Here is an 18681-nt window from a genome sequence, read left to right as displayed (position 1 = left end):
AGCACGTGCTGGCCCCTGACACCATCACACTGCATGCTCTATCGAAAGGTAGAAACACCACTCAAACGGACTTGACCCCTTGCCAAACTTTGCCCTGGACGAAGCTGAGCAGCTTGACCTAAAACGCGAAAGGTTTCTAAACGCGAGACTGCCAACATCCTTGGTTCCCCATCGATATCGACGACCAAGTACCAACTTCTACCCTTGTGTACAAGCCCATAAGGATCAGCCACAGCACGTTGTTGCTTCTTGTCCCCGCTTCGGCGATAGGACACCTCAATTCGAGCTTCTTTCCGTACAGCCTCTAGCAACTCTTCTAAGTCGTTTTGGGTTTCATTGCTAAACCAGCCACTGGAATCAAGTAGGACCTTTTCTTCCAAATTATGAGTATCGGACGCTTTAGAGAATGAGACTGCGTTCATTTTCTTCTGCAGCAGGGCGATGTCTTGGCCAAAACCCAAGTGTGCGAGTGAATCTGCCCCGACGCCAAGAATCCTCATCAGCTGAATCTCAGTCGGATCCAATCGAGAAGCGTTCAATCGAGCGCGCCTATCGAGCACAATCCCACCATGCATACCTTGCTCCGTATAAACAGGTATTCCTGCGGCCGAGAGTGCATCAACGTCACGCAGTATTGTGCGCTGGGAAACCTCAAAATGCGAAGCCAGCTCGGCAGACGTAGCACGGCCTCGGGTTTGCAATAGCAAGAGCATAGACAACAAGCGCGCCGATCTCATGCCGTAATTATCACTGGAACCACAATATTTTCCGGAATATGACACTCCTTGTCAGGTTTGTTTGCTCCAATGCACTGCGTCCACGTAAACAACACCACTCACCGAAAGGAGAATGGCGATGCCAACCCCCAATCTTTTCCTAACCTATGTCTCCGATACAGAGATCTCGACTGCCTTCTACAGCGACTTATTCGATATGCAGCCATCGTTCATCAGTCCTCGATATGTAGCATTCGAGATTTCAAAGGATGTCCTGTTTGCTGTGTGGACCGGCCATAACACCCACATGGAGAAACAGACACCGCGAACGAGCGAAATAGGTTTGATGCTGGATGGACCGGCAAGCCGCATCGATGAGACATACCGTCTATGGAAATCGAAAGGAATCCAAATTGTGCAGCCACCCTACGATGATGTCTTCGGCCGCACCTTCGTTGTTGCCGACCCTGATGGAAACCTTATCCGCGTCAGCCCAGTCGATTAACTCCTAGATCAGGATTCAACGACTAGGAAATCCTCCAACACCCGGGAAACACCTCAGTTGGAGGATTCCAAGTGACCCTAAGTAGGATCTCAAATCAAGGATGGTTTAGGCACACCAGCTTTCCCGTACAACGAACCCCTAAAACTGCTTGGCCTATGGGCGCAGCAGAGATCCACCGAAAGTAATGGCCCGGTCCCAAATCGAACTACGAGATCGAGATCATGCAATAAAACTATTATCCTCTCGACCCTGCCAACCAAACCTAAGCAAACATCAAGCCTCGGACTGACTGCCTACACAATAAACCGAAACTCAAAAGAAGGGTGTCAGATCAAGATGACTTGTTGACACCATCGAAAACAAAATTCGAAAGACGTGTCGACCGGCTCGGGCGGGATTTAGGATGTAAATCCCCACACTTACAATCCTCGACCACTAAAGTTCAGAAAAAGAAAGAAACCGGAGGTCACTAACCCTTTCGAGTTTGTTACCTCCGGTGTCGCAGTTTATTCAACTGCTCATTGTGCCCGGGGCGGGACTTGAACCCGCACGTCCTTATCGAACACTGGCACCTGAAGCCAGCGCGTCTGCCAATTCCGCCACCCGGGCAGGGTGTGGTTGTCAGTGCGACTAGATAAAGATAGCACAGGGAGTGCATACAATTACAAATCAGCAGGAAAAGCGGATTATTTTGCGCATTTAATGGCGAAAAACTAGGAACTTTCGCGCCGCCGTCTACGTTTGAAAGGGGTATACAAACTATAATGGCTACTACTGATCACTACTGATCGCTGTATAGCGGAAAGGAGCAAAATTCGTGGCGTTTTTAGAAAGGCTGGCGAAGCTCGATTCCGCTATGCAACGCGGCCTTGATAACGGCATGGCTTTTGTCTTCGGCGGCAAGGTCGTTCCTGCAGAGATTGATGAGCTTTTGAAGCAAGAAGCCCAGGACAATCTCGGCCACGGGGACGATAACAAGCTCTATAGTCCCAATGTCATGACTGTAGGTGTCTCTTCCAAGGATTTGGAGAACTTGTCGCAAGACCCCGATTTGCCTGCCGATTGCGCAGACCAATTATCTCGCTTTATCCGCAATAACGGATGGTCCCTCGCTGGTCCCGTCATTGTGCGGATTGCGGAGGAATCGGGCCTGCGCACGGGCCAGCTTCGTGTGTCCTCGTTTATAGATCACGAGCCCACAGAAGAGACCGGTTTCGAGGCGATTTTCCACGACTTTGATGGTCAGGAGGACCAGATGACCAACCCGCACGAAAATAATGCGGATGACGCAGCTACTACCGCTTTCATTGCGCAAGATGACCAACCCGCGCCGCAAACGCAGGGCCCCGCAGTCAATTTGATGTTGCAGGATGGCTCTTCCCGCGTCTACCACGTGCAGGAAGGGTCAAATATTATTGGCCGCAGCAATGATGCGGATTTGCGCCTGCCGGATACGGGCGTGTCCCGCCAGCACGCGGAAATCACGTGGAACGGTGAAGATGCCGTGTTGGTGGATTTGCAGTCCACCAATGGCACCACGGTCAATGACACTCCCATTGATAACTGGCTGCTTGCCGATGGCGACGTGATCACCATGGGCCATTCCCACGTCGAGGTCCGCATTACGGGCCTTGATTCGCATAGTTACTAATTCACACTGAGGAAGGGAGGCCGCCATGGATGCAGTCATCATGCTGGCGCTTCGCATCGGCTTATTGGCTCTTTTGTGGGTATTTGTCCTGGTGGCCTTGAATGCCATGCGGCGGGATACCAATAAATCCGCAGGTGCTATGCCACAGCCGTCGAAAATGGGTGCGTCCCCGCGCAGTCACGCTGCGGTGAAGCAGCTTTCTATTGTGGAAGGCCCTTTGCAGGGATCCCACATGAATTTGGGCACGCTCGAGGAATGCACCTTGGGCCGCGCCGCTGACTGTGATTTTGTCACTGGGGATGATTACTCTTCCGGCCATCATGCACGCCTATTTCGCCGCGGCAGCGAGTGGGTAGTGGAGGATTTGGAATCTCGCAACGGAACCCTCGTCAATGGTGTGCGCATCGACCAACCTGAGGTAGTCGGCGCGAACTCCGAGATTAAGCTAGGCCGCACTACCGTGAGGTTGAACGCATGACACTGAAGCTAAACTTTTTTGCCAAGTCGGACCGCGGGCTTATCCGCGGTAATAATGAGGACTCCGGTTACGCCGGATCCCACCTGCTGATTTTGGCCGATGGCATGGGCGGACATGCCGCAGGTGAGGTCGCCTCCCAACTCATGGTCAACCACCTCGAAATCCTAGATCAGGATCCGGGTAAGGAGGACACGGAGGCACTCCTTGCAGCTGCTGCCGATGACGCCAATGAAGCCATCAGCGAGCACATCACCGCCCACCCGGAGACTGAAGGTATGGGCACGACGCTGTCCACGATGCTGTTCAATGGCACGACCTTTGGTGTCTGCCATGTGGGTGATTCGCGCGCTTATTTGCTGCGCGATGGCAAGCTCGAGCAAATCACCAAGGATGATACCTATGTGCAATCCTTGGTGGATAAGGGCGAGCTGGCTGCAGAAGATGTTTCTTCCCACCCACAAAAGTCCCTCATCTTGAAGGCCTATACCGGCCGTGCGGTGGAGCCGACGCTCTTCACGTTCGAAGCCAAGGCGGGTGACCGCATCCTGCTGTGCTCGGATGGGCTTTCGGACCCAGTTACCGCTTCCACGATTGAGACTGCCCTTGGCCAGGGAAGCATCGAACAGGCGGGGTCCACCCTCGTGGATCTCGCTATTCGTTCGGGCGGACCGGACAATGTCACCGTCGTCATCGCCGAGGTCACGGAAGAAAAACCCGCCACCCACGAGCCGTTCCGCGTTGGTGCTCTTGCAGGTTCGGTAGAAGAGCCCACGCACCCGGATTCCTCGGCGTCACGCGCCGCGAAACTCACCCGTAAACCCCAGGTGATTCCGCCGGCCGTCATGGCCGATGAAGACAATGCGGCTAAGGACTCCGATGAAGAAGAGGCAGAAGACGAGCCCCCTCGACGAAAAATTGGGTGGAAGGTCCTCATCGCCCTCATCATCATCTTGGCGCTCGTTATTGGCGCAGGGCTGTGGGTAAAGAATTTCTTGTCCAATAACTATTACGCCGAGACCAACGACGCACAAGAAATCACTGTCCTCAAAGGCGCGGATTATTCCTTATTTGGCAAGGATTTAAGCTCCACTCACCAATACGTGTGCATTAATGACCAGAACTCCTTGCTGTTTTCTGCCCAGAAGTGCAAGGGGGACTTCACCCCGTTGAAGGTCTCTGATCTGCCTGAGTCTGAGCGCGGCGCGGTCAATCATATTTCTGCCGGTGACCTGAGCGAGGTTCAGGATCAGATTAATGACTTGGGTGAAAAGGCACTCAAGCCATGTATCACTGCGCCGAGCCAAAAAGATAATAAAGACACCAAGGAAAACAAACCTGGGGTCACTTGTAGGGAGGTGTAGCTGATGCAGAAGTTTTTTAGCCGGAGAATCGAACTCGGCCTCCTTATTCTCGCCGCGGTCGTCTTTGCCATTACCTTGGTCAGTTTGGAGCTGTCGCAGGATAATGCGCTCACGACGGACTTGATCTACCTCATCGGTGGATTCATTGGTGTCTTTACCATTGCGCACTTGGCAATGTGCTTCTTGGCACCCTACGCGGACCAGGTCATGTTGCCTATCGTGGCCATCCTTAATGGCATTGGGCTTATCGTTTTGGCCCGCTTGGATTTGGTCAATGATCGGGGTCTCGCGGTTCGCCAGGTGATGTGGACCGTCGTTGGCTTGGTGCTCTTTGTGCTGGTCCTGGCGGTTGTCAAGGACCATCGCTCACTCACCCGCTACTCCTATATCTTGGGTGCGGCTGGCCTCGTACTGTTGGCGCTGCCATTGGTGTGGCCACAACCTGATGGCGTTGAGGCGCGCATTTGGCTGAACTTCGGGCCATTTTCCATCCAGCCGGGTGAGTTCTCCAAGATCATGCTGATCTTATTCTTTGCCATGCTGCTAACGCAGAAGCGATCCCTTTTTACCGTGGCTGGCTATCGTTTCTTGGGAATTTCCCTGCCCCGCTTGCGCGACCTCGCCCCCATTCTCATTGTGTGGGCCATCGCCATTATCATCATGGGAATTTCCAATGACTTTGGTCCGGCGCTGCTGCTCTTCAGCACGGTGCTGGGCATGCTATTTATGGCTACCGGCCGGGTCAGTTGGCTTTTTATTGGCCTCGTCCTCGTTGGTATCGGCGGCTTTGGCATTTACCAGGTATCCGAAAAGATTCAGCAGCGTTTTTCCAACTTCATGGACCCGCTGGCTAACTATGACAACACTGGATACCAATTGGCCCAGTCCCTTTTTGGTATGTCCTCTGGCGGTATTTCCGGCAGCGGCTTGGGCCAAGGACACCCCGAATTGGTTCCGGTGGCGCACTCAGACTTTATCCTCGCCGCCATCGGTGAGGAATTGGGCCTGATTGGTCTAGCTGCCGTTCTGGTCCTCTTTGGCATGTTGGTTACCCGCGGATTCAATACCGCGTTGCGTACCCGCGATACGTACGGCAAACTGGTCGCTTCAGGCCTTTCTCTTACTTTGGCGGTACAGGTCTTCGTCGTCACCGGTGGCATTTCCGCCCTGCTGCCGATGACCGGCTTGACCACTCCTTTCATGTCCGCCGGTGGTTCCTCTCTCATGGCTAACTATGTACTGTTGGCGATTTTGCTGCGGATCTCTAACGCAGCACGCCGACCCATGCAGGAGAACTCGAGCAACGCTCCGAGTGACACCTCCATGTTCCCGTCGGTTCAGGAGGCTTACCGATGAACAAATCCATCCGCCTAGTATCCCTATTTGCCATCATCTTGACCGCGGTTCTGTTGGTGAACCTGACGGTCATTCAGGCATTTTCGGATGATAAATACGCACATAATGCTAAGAACTCGCGCGGGTTTATAGAATTGCAGACCACCCCGCGCGGACAGATCTATTCCGGCAATACAGTGCTGGCGCAATCCACGGAAAATCCTGATGAGACCTACTCCCGGTCTTATCCCATCGATTCGCCCGCTTTTGGCAATCTCACCGGCTATTTGTCCAGCCAATTTGGTGCTTCGGAATTGGAATCTTCGCAGAACGAAATTCTCAATGGCACGGACGATTCCCTGTTCAAACAGCACTGGCTGGATACCATCGCGAATAAGCCCACCAAGGGAGCCAATGTAGAAGTCACCATCGATCCGGCATTGCAGCAGGCCGCGTATGACCAGTTGGCGGGCCCTGGGTACGAAGGATCGGCTGTTGCCATCCAGCCGTCGACGGGCAAGGTTCTGGCCATGGCTTCCAACCCGGGCTTTAACCCAAATTCATTGGTGGGCGAGTCCGCTGAGGAGGCTTGGGCAGGTTTGCAGGAACAGGCCGGTCAGCCACTGGTCAACCATGCAGCGGCGGATACCTTGCCGCCGGGATCTATTTTCAAGATCATTACGACTGCGGCCGGATTGAATAATGGATACAATCCCTCGTCGAGCCTGACCGGTGCCAACGTGATTACCTTGCCTGATACCGTCACGGAACTGACGAACTACGGCAATGAAAAGTGCAATGGCCAGGATTCCGTGACTCTGCAGACCGCCTTCGCGCTGTCGTGTAATACCGCATTTGTGCAGATGTCTGAGCAGATCGGCGCGGATGAGCTGCGCAAGTACGCGGATGCTTTCGGCATCGGCAAGAAATATGACTTGGGTGTCTCTTCTTCCGCAGGCACCTTGGGAGACCTGCCGGATGGTGCGGCGACGGCGCAATCAGCCATCGGCCAGCGCGATGTCACCATGAGTGCGCTGCAGGCGGCAGTCATGGCCGGAACCGTGGCCAATAAGGGCACGCGCATGGAGCCTTACCTAGTCAATCGCATTACCGATGCCCAGATGAAGGAAATCCGCACCACCAAGCCCAAGAAGGCCGGCGAGGCCGTCACGGAAGAGACCGCATCGACCATTCGGGACTTGATGTTTGCCTCCGAGCGTTCTTCGTGGGGCTACGACGGCAATGGCTTTGCATCCAAGACCGGTACCGCCGAGCACGGCGAAGGCCTGGCTCCGCACGTGTGGTACGTCGCCTTTGACCCGGACCGCGATATTGCCGTCGGGGTCGTCGTCAAGAATGGCGGTAACTTGGGCGAATCCGCGACGGGCGGCCGAGTCTCTGGCCCAATTGGTCGTGCCATCTTGAGCGCATACCAGGGGGAACAGTAATGAAGAATACCGAGAACAAAGACCATCTCCAGGAACTCATCGGCAGCGACTACGAGCTGCAGTGGATCATTGGCCACGGCGGCATGTCCACGGTGTGGCTTGCCGATGACACTCGTAATGACCGCGAAGTAGCCATCAAGGTGTTGCGGCCGGAATTTTCTGATAACCAGGAATTCCTCTCCCGCTTCCGCAATGAAGCGGAATCCGCTGAATCTATCCAGTCCGATAACGTGGTGGCCACGTATGACTACCGCGAGCTGGAAGATAATGGCCGCAAATTCTGCTTCATGGCCTTGGAATACGTGCGGGGCGAATCCCTCGCGGACCTGCTCGCGCGCGAGAACACCTTGCAGGAAGAACTCGCCCTGGACGTGCTTGAGCAAGCGGGTCACGGTCTATCCATTATCCACCGGATGGGCTTGGTGCACCGCGATATTAAGCCCGGCAACCTGATGATTACCCAAAATGGGCAGGTGAAAATTACGGACTTTGGCATCGCCAAGGCCGCCGCCGCGGTACCGCTCACGCGCACCGGCATGGTGGTGGGTACTGCCCAGTACGTTTCGCCTGAGCAAGCGCAGGGCAAGGAAGTCTCCCCCGCCTCTGATATCTATTCGCTCGGCGTCGTTGGTTACGAGATGCTCGGCGGCAAGCGCCCCTTTTCGGGTGATTCCTCCGTGTCCATTGCTCTTGCCCACATCAACCAAGAGCCTGAACCGCTGTCGACCACGATTAGCGCCCCGGCGCGCGAGCTCATTCGTATCGCGCTGCGCAAGGATCCCAATACCCGCTATGCCGATGGCAATGAATTTACGGTCGCGGTATCCGATGTGCGCCTGGGCAAGCGCCCGCCGCAGCCCAAATCCATTCCGCCCCACCAGCAGGCTCCAGAGCCTTCGCCCTCGGCATCGACGGAGATGCTTGCCGATGTCGCCCAGCCCACCACCATTCATCCGGCGGCGGGGACGGCGGCGAGTGCTGCCGCGCCGCAACGTAAGGTAGCACCAGCCCCGGACAATGATTCGAAGGGCGGGAAGTCTTTCCTTAAAGGCCTGGGTATCGTCGCGGCCATCGCCCTGCTTGCCGCGGCCGGCTACGCCATCATGAACCTCATGAGTAGCGAGAGCGGCGACAGCGATCCTTCGTCTACCCAGGAAACTTCCGTGGTTACCGAATACCGGGATCCCACGACCACGCAGGTAGAAACCCTGGAGGAAGAAGATACTAATGAGACGCCGCAGGAAGTGACGGTAACGGAGACGGAGCCTACGGATCGGGAGGGCAACCAGGCGCCGCGCGATAATCACCGGCAGCCGCAGACCCCGAACCAGCAGGCCCCGACGCGAAACCAGCAGGCCCCGAATACCCCGACGCAGCAGCGTCAGCCCCAGCAGCCGCAGGTCGAAAACACACCTGAGCAGAAAAACACAGTAAACTCACAGCCCGATGAACTCCCTGGGGATTTATCTGATTTATTAAGACAGGATGGTGACTAAGCCATGGTCAATGACCGGTACCGGCTCGGTGAGATCATCGGCTCCGGCGGCATGTCCGAGGTATTTGCCGCAGAGGACACCACTTTAGGCCGGCAAGTAGCGGTAAAAATGCTGCGCACGGAGATGGCTCGCGATATCAACTTCCGCGAGCGCTTCTACCGCGAGGCGCAGAACTCGGGCAAGCTAAACCATCCCAATATCGTCGCGGTCTATGACACCGGCGAGACCGAGATGGACGGCATGACCATACCGTATATCGTCATGGAGAAGGTCAACGGGGCCACGCTGCGCGATATTATTCGCGAAGATGGCCCGCTGCCCGCCCAAGAAGCGGCGGAGATCCTCAAGCCGGTCGCGGAGGCCTTGCAGGCATCCCATGAGGCGGGAATCATTCACCGCGATATCAAGCCGGCGAATATCATGCTCACCAATACTGGCCAGGTGAAGGTGATGGACTTTGGCATCGCCCGTGCATTGGATGATTCGACCTCGGCGATGACCCAAACTTCTGCCGTTATCGGTACCGCCCAGTACCTTTCCCCGGAGCAGGCGCGCGGCAAAAACGCCGATGCGCGTTCTGATGTCTATGCGCTGGGCTGCGTCATGTACGAGGTACTCACCGGCCGCACCCCGTTCGAAGGCGAAACCCCCTTTGCCGTGGCTTACCAGCATGTGCAGGAGGAACCGACCCCGCCTTCGGAGCTTATCGATGACCCCTCGTTGACCCCCACCCAACGGGTCAATATCGATGCAGTGGTACTGACCGCGATGGCCAAGCACCCCGCAGACCGCTATCAGTCCGCCTGGGAGATGGCCGGCGATTTGGATCGTCTGCGCACGGGCCAAGTCACCGAGGCCGCCCGCATGCACGTCAACGAGGACGATGCCACGACGGCGATGCCCGCCCCGGCCACCGCTACTGCTACATCCCACCGGGCACCGATCGAATCGACGCGTCCTACCGGAGCACCCGAAGAGGATGAAGGCGGCGGTTGGATGAAATGGCTCGCGCTGCTCCTCGTCGCGCTGTTGGTCGCCATCTTGGGCTATTTTGCCTGGGATTTCTGGAGCAGCGACGATGAAAAGAATAGGAGTGGCCGTGACCAAACCGAGGTAGCGGAGCACAATAGCGTCATCGTGCCGGAGGTAGAAAACCGCCCGCGCAATGAAGTGGTCAAAGAGCTCGAGGACTTGGGGCTTCTCGTCACCGTGAACGAAGAGGCTAACCCGGATATCGACCGCAATAATGCGATTCGCATCAATCCGGCCCCTGGCTCGGAATTGCAGAAGAATGCCTCGGTGACCCTGACCGTTTCTTCCGGCAAGGAAATCATCGATGTCCCCGATATCACCGGCATGAACCTGGATCAGGCGGCGCAGGTCTTGGAAGAGGCCGGCCTGGAGCTGAACTCGGATATTTCTGAGCGCAATGATGAGGCCCCCGCCGGCGAGGTAATCCAGCAGAACCCCGCGGGTGGTACGCAATTGTCCAAGGGCTCGAAGGTCCGGGTGACGGTGTCTAAGGGCATCGAAAAGAAGCGCGTTCCTGATGTTTCCGGCTTGAACGAAGAGGATGCGCGCAGCCGCCTTGAAGCCAGTGACTTCGATGTCAATGTCCGCGAAGTAGATTCCCTAGAGCCAGAAGGCACCGTGCTGAACGTCTCCAACCAGGGCGCGCAGCTGGAAAAGGGCCAGACTGTCACCATTGAGGTATCCAATGGGATGCTCATGAAGGCACCCGAGGTCATGCACAAGAATCAAGGACAAGCCGAAAATGCACTGCGCCAGGCAGGCTGGAATGGACAGCTGCGCGTGGGCGAGCCAATTCCTACCGGCGCCTTGGTTGATAGCAATAAGATCGGTTGGGCGTCCATTAATCCTGGCGATACCATCCGCAAAGATCAGGACGTGGAGGTTCGCATCTGGAAATTCGAAGCCTCGGCGCTACTGCCGTAACCATCGCTGCTGGTATCGTAATTCATCAGTAAGCACTGAGATAAGAACTGAAATCTAGAGAAGGTCTCTTATGCCAAAGTCAAAGATCACCCAGAGCTCTGCCACCCAGGTATCGAGCTCTGCCGGGGCGAACCGCACCCCAGTCAAAATCAACTCTGAAGGCACCCCGAAGTGGTACGTGGCCATCATGCTTGGCCTGATGATCCTCGGCCTGCTGTGGCTCGTGGTCAATTACCTCGCCGGTGAATCCATCCCCTTCATGGCGGAGCTCGGCGGTTGGAACTACGGGATTGGCTTCGGCCTCGCCCTTGTTGGTTTGCTCATGACCATGGGCTGGCGCTAGACCGCCGCCAAAAAGAAACCCTCGCCGCCACCGCAAGGTGACCGCGAGGGTTTCTCGTGCTTAGACCTTAATGTTCAGCCGGCCGCACGCGGGCGACGGCAACGCTCTGGTCAGCGCGGCCCTCGTGCTCGATATCTACTCCAGCGATCTGCTTTGCCGTGGGGCAGACCACCGGGGTAATCAGATTGATGCCGCGTTCGCGCAGCTTCTCTGATTCCACCGCGATGATGGGGGTCCCGGCGCGGACAACATCGCCCTTGGCCGCGAGCTTGGTAAAGCCCTCTCCCTTCAGTTCCACGGTATCGATACCGATGTGAATGAGCAGGTCGAGGCCTTCTTCGGTCCGCATGCCGAAGGCGTGGCCGGTCTTAAAGACCATGGTGATGGTGCCATCTACTGGGGCACAGACATCGAAGGCATCGATCACGGTAGGAATAACGGCAAAGCCTTCGCCCACCATGCCTTGGGCAAAGGACTCATCGGGAACCTCAGAAAGCGGCACGACGGTTCCTTCGAACGGGGCGTGGAGCTGAATATCGGTGCCGATCTTCTCTACAGGGCGAGCGTCTTCACTAGGCTTCGCGGTGGCCGTAGCTACCGATGCGGAGCCGGTGCGCAGCTGGTGGTTGACCTCATCAAACATGAACTGCACGGAGGGTCCCACGATGACCTGCACGTTCTTTTCGGAAGGGTGGATGACGCCGGAGATGCCGGCGCGCTTGATAGTGGGGTCATCGACAAGCGCGCGATCCTTCACGCCCACGCGCAGGCGGGTGGTGCAGTAATCCAGGGAATCGATATTGTCCTTGCCGCCGAGGCCTTCGATGATGCGGGCGGCGGACGCGGCGGTCTTATCATCGCCCGTGGCGGCTTCGTCATCTTCTGCGGCACCCTCGTCATCGCCGCGGCCTGGGGTCTTCAGGTTAAACCAGCCGATGAGGTAGTAGAAGAGGACGAAGTAGAGGGCGAAGAAAACAGCGCCCATGATAAGCAGCATGTACCACTTATTGGCCAGCGGGTTTTGCGAGGACAACAGCATGTCCACGAAACCTGCGGAGAAGCCGAAGCCCGCGGTCCATTCCATCGTGGCGGCGATAAAGACGGAGAGGCCGGTCAGCAGCGCGTGCACCACGTAGAGCAGCGGGGCGACGAACATGAAGGAGAATTCCAGCGGCTCGGTCACGCCGGTGAAGAAGGAGGCCAGGGCGCCGGCTGCCATGAGGGAGCCGATGACCTTGCGGCGGCCCTTATCCGCGCGCAGGTACATGGCCAGGGCGGCGCCTGGCAGGCCGAACATCATGACTGGGAAGAATCCGGCCTGGTAGCGTCCAACGACGCCGTCCACGGTGCACTGTCCGTTCTCCCAGATGCCGGGGCACTCTGCGGCGGAGGTGGCCGCGGCGGCGGCATCGATGGTGGACTGGCCGGATTGGAAGTTACCGATGTCGTTGATGCCGATGACATCAAACCAGAAGACGGAGTTCAGCGCGTGGTGCAGGCCCGTCGGGATGAGCAGGCGGTTGGCCACGCCGTAGATGCCCGCACCCGCGGCGCCAAGGCCCTGGATGGAGGTACCGAAGTTGAAGAGCGCGTGGTAGATGAAGGGCCATACAAAGTAGAGGATGGCGGAGACCACGATGGCAAAAAGCGCGGTGAGGATGGGTACGAGGCGGCGGCCGGAGAAGAAGGCCAGGAAGTCCGGCAGCTTGGTGCCGTGGAAGCGGTTATAAACCATCGCGGCCATGATGCCGGCGAGGATGCCGAAAAGGACGTTGCCGTCACCGACGGCATTCCAGCCCTCGGCGGCCCATTCCACGGCGTCATCGCCAGTCAGCGCTGCGGGATCTTCGATGCCGCGGTAACCGGCGACGGCATCGGGGCCCAAGAGCTTCATGAAGGTGGCATAGGCGAGGAAACCGGAGAGTGCGGAGGCGCCATTAGAGTCCTTGGCCAGGCCAAAGGCGATGGCGACGGCGAAGATCCAGCCCAGGTTATCCAGCACGGCACCGCCGGAGCTGATGAGCAGCTGCGCGACCACGTTATCTTGGCCGGCCACGCTGGCTATCCAGTAGCCAACGCCGCCGAGGATCGCCGCGACAGGCAGCACTGCCACGGCGCCCATCAGCGCCTTTCCGAGCCGCTGCAGGGGCCCCATAATATTGAGTTTCACGGGAGGAGTCCTTTCAAAGGTGTAAAGAAGTAAAGAGGGATTTAGTGCGGACGGTGCTCATCCACGAAGCGGTAGTACTCGTGATCCACCAGCTGGGATGCCGCATCTTCATCGAGAATCACCGTGGCCCGCGGGTGCATCTGCAGGATCGAGGCCGGACAGTGCGCGGATAGCGGGCCCTCCACCATGTTGCGGACCGCGGTGGACTTTTCGGTCCCGGTAGCCAGCAGCAATAGGTGGCGGGCCTCGCTGATGGTGCCGAGCCCCTGGGTCAGCGCGTAGCGCGGGACGCTGTCCGTGTTCTCGAAGAAGCGGGCATTATCCTGCACCGTCCGCGGGTGCAGCGTTTCCAGGCGCGTGCGCGATTGCAAGGAGCTGGAGGGTTCATTAAAGCCGATGTGCCCATTGCCACCAATGCCCAGCAGCTGGATATCGATGCCGCCAGCATGGCGAATATCCTGGTCATAGGCGGCTGCAGCGCGGTCCGAGTCCGCGGCATCGCCCTCGGGGCTCTGCACTAACTCATCGATGAAGTCGACGTGACTGGTAAATACGCGGCGGATGGTGGAGTAATACGACTGCTCATGGGAGCGAGCCAGCCCCACGTATTCATCGAGGAGGAAGGCGCGGCTGCGAGCGAAACTCACCTCCTGGCGCTCGTAGCGGGCGGTGAGTTCTTGATACATCGCTACCGGAGTAGAACCCGTGGCCAGGCCCAAGGTGGCCCCGGCGTTGGCATAGCGGACGAAGATATCGGCGGCGGCAATAGCCACCTCTGCTGGTGTGGAACGAATGAGGATGTCCATGCAGTATTTCCTAACGTGAATCAGTATCTGTCGCGGCGGTGATGTCAATGCCATCAGCGATGACGCGCATGGGCTCGAATTGCGCATTCAGGCCCACGAGGTTGGCGCGCTTGCCGGGAGCCAAACGGCCGACGTCCTTATCCCCCAACACGTCCGCGGCCGTGGTGGAGGTAAACCGAACCGCCTCCTCTGCGCCGTGGCGCGCGGCAAAACGCGCAAATTGCTGCGCCAAGGTGGAGGTTCCACCGGCGATGGCGCCACTGTCCACCCGCGCCACGCCGCCGGTCACGGTAACGGGCAGGGAGCCCAGCTCATAGGAGCCATCGGCCATGCCGGCAGCGGCCATCGCATCGGTGACCGCAAAGGAGCGGCGGTTATAGGCCATATCCACGGTGCCATCGGCAAGATGCACGCCATCGGCAATGAGCTCTACTCCCACATCGCCGGCCTTCGAGCCGGTGAGCAGGGCGGCCACCGTGCCAGGGTTGCGGTGGTGGATGGGCGGCATGGCATTAAAGAGGTGGGTGCCGGTGACGGTAACGCCCATGTCTTTTGCCTGCCCCATGACCCGCAGCGTGGTCTCGTAATCGGCTTCGGTATGGCCCAAGCTGGCGATGATATCGTGCTCGGCGCAGACCGCGAGGAGCTCCGCCGCGGCTTGTGTTTCTGGGGCGAAGGTAATAGAGCGCAGGTGGCCGCGGGCGGCATCGATGACCGCGCGGAAAAAGTCTGGATCCCCCGGCACGATGCGCGATGGATCCTGCGCGCCGCATTTGGCAGCGGCGATAAACGGGCCTTCCATGTGGATGCCGGCGATATCCCCTTCTTCTGCCAACGTGGCGAGCAGCTCCGCTCGCGCGCACAGCTCCGCCTGCGTTCCAGAGACCATGCTGGCTATCAGCGTGGTGGTGCCATGGGCGCGATGGAAGCGCGCAGCGGCGCGGCACTGGTCATAATCACCATTAGGAAAGCTTCCGCCATTGCCGCCGTGATTGTGCAGGTCCACAAAACCTGGGATCCACAGCAAAACGTCTGGGTCACCGGATTGCCAGGCCGCCTGCGCTGCGGGGACATCACCAAGCGAGATGTCTTCAATGCGCCCGCCAAAGTTCAGCGCACCAGCACGCAGTTCGACATCTTCATCGATGTACAGGCCTTCTACGCGGCCCTTCCTCTGTGTCTGCATATTTCATTCACTTATCTTTTGTCCGGGCAGGCACCGTGCCATAAACGCGCCGATATCCCAGCGCAGAACTATGTTATAACCTATCGGTACCATAAGCCGGTGTCAATGACGTCACGTTCGCTTTTTTATGTGAGATTGTCGAGGGGTATCGACTGTGATGCTCAACTTCGTTTAGGCATAGATCCGCACCAGCCACTGGGCTACATTGATCTTTAGGAAGTATCGCTTGCCCATGCCACCTCTACCCTCGGTTTCTCTCGAGCAAGCGCGCTGCCAACGCCAACCACCGCATCACGTCAGGAGAACGTAAATATGGATTTAAAACCAGAAACTATTGTTTCTAATATTTTAAACGACATTGCGGAAGTAAATGATTGGGCCAGCATTGCTGCTGCCACCGGTGCTAATGACATAAATGCTTCCTACGCCACCCCTAACGAGGTCTTCACCATCCTCACTGCTGTTAAAAATAGTCCCGATTTAGCCCTCGGAACTGTCACAAATGAGTTCAAGGATTTCCCTGATAGCTGGTCGCCGCGTGAAATAACAGACCGGATCTTTGCCTCGTCAGATCCCATCTTCTCCATGATGGATATCTTTATGCGCCCGACCAAAGAATGACCTACGGAAGAATAGAGATGAAACTGACCACTTATCTCCTTTAAGTCACGTACCCCTTAGCACTGTGGTTGTTACTTCATGACTAGCCGTACGTGTGCATTTTGAGACATATCCACGCTCATTGCCTTGATAATCAGCCTGCTTAACTGGGTCCTCCGGTCTTGTCATTAAGCAGCTACCCTGCAAAAGCGCAGGGATAAATTCGGTGCGATCTACTGTCTAGATGACCACTAAGAGTGCTCTTCCGCGATATCGCGCATGCAATTATTATTGAAGTTATAAACGTTTCATCTCTTTCACCATTCCTCGCCTCGGACATAGCGGGATCCTCATTTCAAGGAGCACACCATGACCAGTCGTTCGCCCGCACCGTCGCGGCACCGGTCCCAGTACGTTCTCATGGCCGGCTTAGCCGTCTCGGTGGCCTATGCCGCCGTCCATATCGCGTTTTCTGATCCCGCCCTGATCGAAGGCACCGCTCCCGCGCGCCTCTCCTTGCGCAATTACCTTGGCCCGGTACTGGGTTCTGGCATGGTGTGGGCGCTATTTGCCTACCTCATGGGCAAGGCGTGCGCCCACCGGTGGACCACGGCCTTTTTCGCAGGAGCCGGCATACTCCTGCTCATGTTGGCGGTGCACTACGGGTTGCTTTCCGCCTTTGGTATCTACGACTGGCAGACGGCGTTTTTAGCTAATGGCGCGTGGTTCCTCTTTGCCCTTATCGCCGGGCCACTTTTCGGCGTGGCGGGGGCCTTTTCCCACAGGTTGGGCTGGCTAGATTACGTTGCCGTGCTCGGTTTCGTACTGGAGCCATTAGTCACCGGCCTCATTCCCGGCAATGGTATCGAGCCGCAGACCACGACCACCCCCGGATATCTTGCCGCGGTGACGCTATGGACGATCGGTGCGGTATTCCTCTACTGCGAACGCCGGGCTCCCATTAAGGCGTAGCCGCACTTTCAGCGGCCCACCAGCCGGGCATGCCATGGACGCCGGCCCCGGGCGCGGTGGAGCCCGATGCCATGAATATTCCCGGCGCGAGCCGGTGCGGGTGCGCGGAGAGGCGCGGGCGCAGCACGGTCTGCAGCCCGGTCATCGCACCACCGGCGATATCGCCACCCACCAGGTTGGGGTTCCAGCGCTCCAGGTCAGCTGCGCTCGTCGCGCGGGTACCCAAGATGGTGTCGCGAAAACCTGGTGCGAAGCGCTCGATCTGCCGCGCGATGAGGCCTGTCACCTCCCCAGGAAAGCGCTCCTCATAGCCGTGCGGCACGTGCGCATAGGTCCACAGCACCAGCCCGCGGGACGGGTCGACCACGTACTGTTGACACACCATGACCAGGGGACTTTCGGGCATGCGGCGCTTGCCGATGTCCCTTTCCGCCCCACCAATCTCCTCCACGCTGCCACCCACGTGGACGGTGCCGGCTTGGCCCACGCGGGGATCGGCCCACGGCACGGGTTCGCTTAAGTGAAAATCCACCTTGTACACCGCGCTGCCATAGCGCCACCGCCGCAGGGACCGTCGGGTCCGTGCAGAAAGTTCGAGCCCGCCCAGCCTAAGGATCTGGCGCGGGGTGAGATTGAGGATAAGGGCATCCGCGCGGGGCAGGCTGCGCACATCCGTGATGTCGGCGCCGGTGTAGATGCGGGCGTTGTGGGAGCGGAGGAGGGAGACGAGGGCATCGGCAAGCGCCTGCGTACCGCCTTCCACCACTGGCCAGCCGCGGGTCATGCCGAGCGCGCCAAAGAGCAGGCCGAAAGCGGAGGTAAAAGCCCTGGTAGGCGAGGTAATGGCGTGCACCGCGCTACCGGCGAATAAGGCGCGGGCCTGCGGGGAAGTAAATGCCGCCCGCGCGAGCGCGCTCGCCGGAAGCATGCCCGGCGCGCCGAATTGCGCCAAGCGCACCGGGTGTTCGAGCCAGCGCACCAGCGGGGTGAGCGCGTTGTTCACGTGTGCGTCGATATTGCGCACCATGTGGCCGTGCAGGCGGGTCCACGCCCTGGCATCGGTGTCGAGCCCCGCGGCGGTCTCCTCTAGAGAATTGTGAAGAATGCCCGCCTGCGCGCCCTCCAGTGGATGGGCCATGGGATACGGCGCATGGCGCCAGCGCAGGCCGTGCGATTCCAGATCGAGCGCGCGGAAGGCCGGGCTCGCGATGCCGAAGGGATGACCGGCCGCGCCGAGATCAACGACGGTGCCTGGGAAGATCTCCGTCGACGATGCCGCCGCCCCACCCGGGTGGCTGGCGCGCTCATACACATCCACGCGCCAACCGGCTGTGGCGAGCCGGGCCGCGGCGGTGAGCCCATTGGGTCCTGCGCCGACGATCACAGCGTGCGGTTGTTTATCCACAGTCCTCCTTGTGCAGGTCACTGGCACCAATCTACCTATTCGCCCACACGATGGGTACAAAGTTATCCACAGGCTGTGGAAGAAACCTGTGGAATACTTATTTCACAGACTTATCCCCACCCTGTGGATAAGTGTTTTCACGGGCTTCCACAGGTGATTCTTCGGCCGCCGATACCGCTATAACCTGTGTGATCAGGGAAAACTCCGGAAAAGCGTTCGGTAAATTACAAGAATGTGGTTATCCACAATGTGG

General features: G+C 58.0%; 16 protein-coding genes and 1 tRNA gene. 11 read left to right on the top strand and 6 right to left on the bottom strand.

Going from position 1 to position 18681, the window contains the following annotated elements; genetic code table 11:
- Positions 1-38 precede the first annotated feature (38 nt).
- Positions 39-782 carry a helix-turn-helix transcriptional regulator gene (locus tag ABRP66_RS09630; RefSeq protein WP_349838624.1) on the bottom strand — a complete coding sequence of 248 codons (744 nt, stop codon included), beginning with the start codon at positions 780-782 and terminating at the stop codon, positions 39-41.
- A 73-nt stretch (positions 783-855) separates the two neighbouring features.
- Between ABRP66_RS09630 and ABRP66_RS09625 the strand changes: the two genes are divergently transcribed.
- Positions 856-1221, top strand: coding sequence for a VOC family protein (locus ABRP66_RS09625; RefSeq protein ID WP_046648644.1), 366 nt, complete (start codon positions 856-858; stop codon positions 1219-1221).
- A gap of 524 nt (positions 1222-1745) precedes the next feature.
- Here ABRP66_RS09625 and ABRP66_RS09620 read toward each other — a convergent pair.
- Positions 1746-1830 (bottom strand) — tRNA-Leu (locus tag ABRP66_RS09620).
- Between the two features lie 208 nt (positions 1831-2038).
- On the opposite strand from ABRP66_RS09620, the gene ABRP66_RS09615 reads away from it, so the two are divergent.
- The 8 genes from ABRP66_RS09615 (at position 2039) to crgA (ending at position 11289) form a co-directional block, all read left to right on the top strand.
- On the top strand, positions 2039-2872 hold the full coding sequence (locus ABRP66_RS09615) for an FHA domain-containing protein (RefSeq protein WP_284770854.1): 834 nt from the start codon (positions 2039-2041) through the stop codon (positions 2870-2872).
- A gap of 25 nt (positions 2873-2897) precedes the next feature.
- On the top strand, positions 2898-3350 hold the full coding sequence (locus ABRP66_RS09610; protein WP_005276102.1) for an FHA domain-containing protein FhaB/FipA: 453 nt from the start codon (positions 2898-2900) through the stop codon (positions 3348-3350).
- Positions 3347-4711: a PP2C family protein-serine/threonine phosphatase gene (locus tag ABRP66_RS09605; RefSeq protein ID WP_284852530.1), complete on the top strand. Its 1365-nt coding sequence runs from the start codon at positions 3347-3349 to the stop codon at positions 4709-4711. The genes ABRP66_RS09610 and ABRP66_RS09605 overlap by 4 nt, the downstream gene beginning before the upstream one ends.
- 3 nt (positions 4712-4714) lie before the next feature.
- Positions 4715-6067, top strand: coding sequence for an FtsW/RodA/SpoVE family cell cycle protein (locus ABRP66_RS09600; RefSeq protein WP_284770852.1), 1353 nt, complete (start codon positions 4715-4717; stop codon positions 6065-6067).
- Positions 6064-7494, top strand: coding sequence for a penicillin-binding transpeptidase domain-containing protein (locus ABRP66_RS09595; RefSeq protein ID WP_284770851.1), 1431 nt, complete (start codon positions 6064-6066; stop codon positions 7492-7494). Before ABRP66_RS09600 ends, ABRP66_RS09595 begins: the two co-directional genes overlap by 4 nt.
- Positions 7494-8990: a serine/threonine-protein kinase gene (locus ABRP66_RS09590; protein WP_284770850.1), complete on the top strand. Its 1497-nt coding sequence runs from the start codon at positions 7494-7496 to the stop codon at positions 8988-8990. Before ABRP66_RS09595 ends, ABRP66_RS09590 begins: the two co-directional genes overlap by 1 nt.
- A gap of 3 nt (positions 8991-8993) precedes the next feature.
- The gene (pknB, locus tag ABRP66_RS09585; RefSeq protein ID WP_284770849.1) at positions 8994-10946 is read left to right on the top strand and encodes a Stk1 family PASTA domain-containing Ser/Thr kinase; all 1953 of its coding nucleotides are present in this window, start codon (positions 8994-8996) and stop codon (positions 10944-10946) included.
- A gap of 70 nt (positions 10947-11016) precedes the next feature.
- The gene (crgA, locus tag ABRP66_RS09580) at positions 11017-11289 is read left to right on the top strand and encodes a cell division protein CrgA (protein WP_284770848.1); all 273 of its coding nucleotides are present in this window, start codon (positions 11017-11019) and stop codon (positions 11287-11289) included.
- 67 nt (positions 11290-11356) lie between these two features.
- Here the strand turns inward: crgA and nagE are convergent, their stop codons facing one another.
- Genes nagE through ABRP66_RS09565 form a run of 3 tightly spaced genes read right to left on the bottom strand, consistent with a single transcriptional unit; the run spans position 11357 to position 15451 of the window.
- Positions 11357-13444, bottom strand: a complete 2088-nt coding sequence (nagE, locus tag ABRP66_RS09575) for an N-acetylglucosamine-specific PTS transporter subunit IIBC (protein ID WP_349838626.1) — start codon at positions 13442-13444, stop codon at positions 11357-11359.
- Between the two features lie 56 nt (positions 13445-13500).
- Positions 13501-14265, bottom strand: coding sequence for a glucosamine-6-phosphate deaminase (nagB, locus tag ABRP66_RS09570; RefSeq protein ID WP_349838623.1), 765 nt, complete (start codon positions 14263-14265; stop codon positions 13501-13503).
- 10 nt (positions 14266-14275) lie between these two features.
- Positions 14276-15451, bottom strand: coding sequence for an N-acetylglucosamine-6-phosphate deacetylase (locus ABRP66_RS09565; protein WP_349838622.1), 1176 nt, complete (start codon positions 15449-15451; stop codon positions 14276-14278).
- A gap of 312 nt (positions 15452-15763) precedes the next feature.
- On the opposite strand from ABRP66_RS09565, the gene ABRP66_RS09560 reads away from it, so the two are divergent.
- Positions 15764-16072: a hypothetical protein gene (locus ABRP66_RS09560; protein WP_349838621.1), complete on the top strand. Its 309-nt coding sequence runs from the start codon at positions 15764-15766 to the stop codon at positions 16070-16072.
- Between the two features lie 348 nt (positions 16073-16420).
- Positions 16421-17023: a hypothetical protein gene (locus tag ABRP66_RS09555; protein ID WP_349838620.1), complete on the top strand. Its 603-nt coding sequence runs from the start codon at positions 16421-16423 to the stop codon at positions 17021-17023.
- Here the strand turns inward: ABRP66_RS09555 and ABRP66_RS09550 are convergent.
- Positions 17013-18428 (bottom strand): phytoene desaturase family protein, encoded by a 1416-nt coding sequence (locus ABRP66_RS09550; protein ID WP_349838619.1) that lies wholly within the window; start codon positions 18426-18428, stop codon positions 17013-17015. The two genes, ABRP66_RS09555 and ABRP66_RS09550, sit on opposite strands and share 11 nt — an antisense overlap.
- Positions 18429-18681: the final 253 nt, after the last annotated feature.

The sequence above is a fragment of the Corynebacterium sp. KPL2680 genome, from assembly GCF_040225675.1.
Taxonomy (GTDB): domain Bacteria; phylum Actinomycetota; class Actinomycetes; order Mycobacteriales; family Mycobacteriaceae; genus Corynebacterium; species Corynebacterium rhinophilum.
The sequence above is the reverse complement of the archived record's forward strand: the minus strand, read 5'-3'. Positions and strand labels throughout refer to the sequence as shown.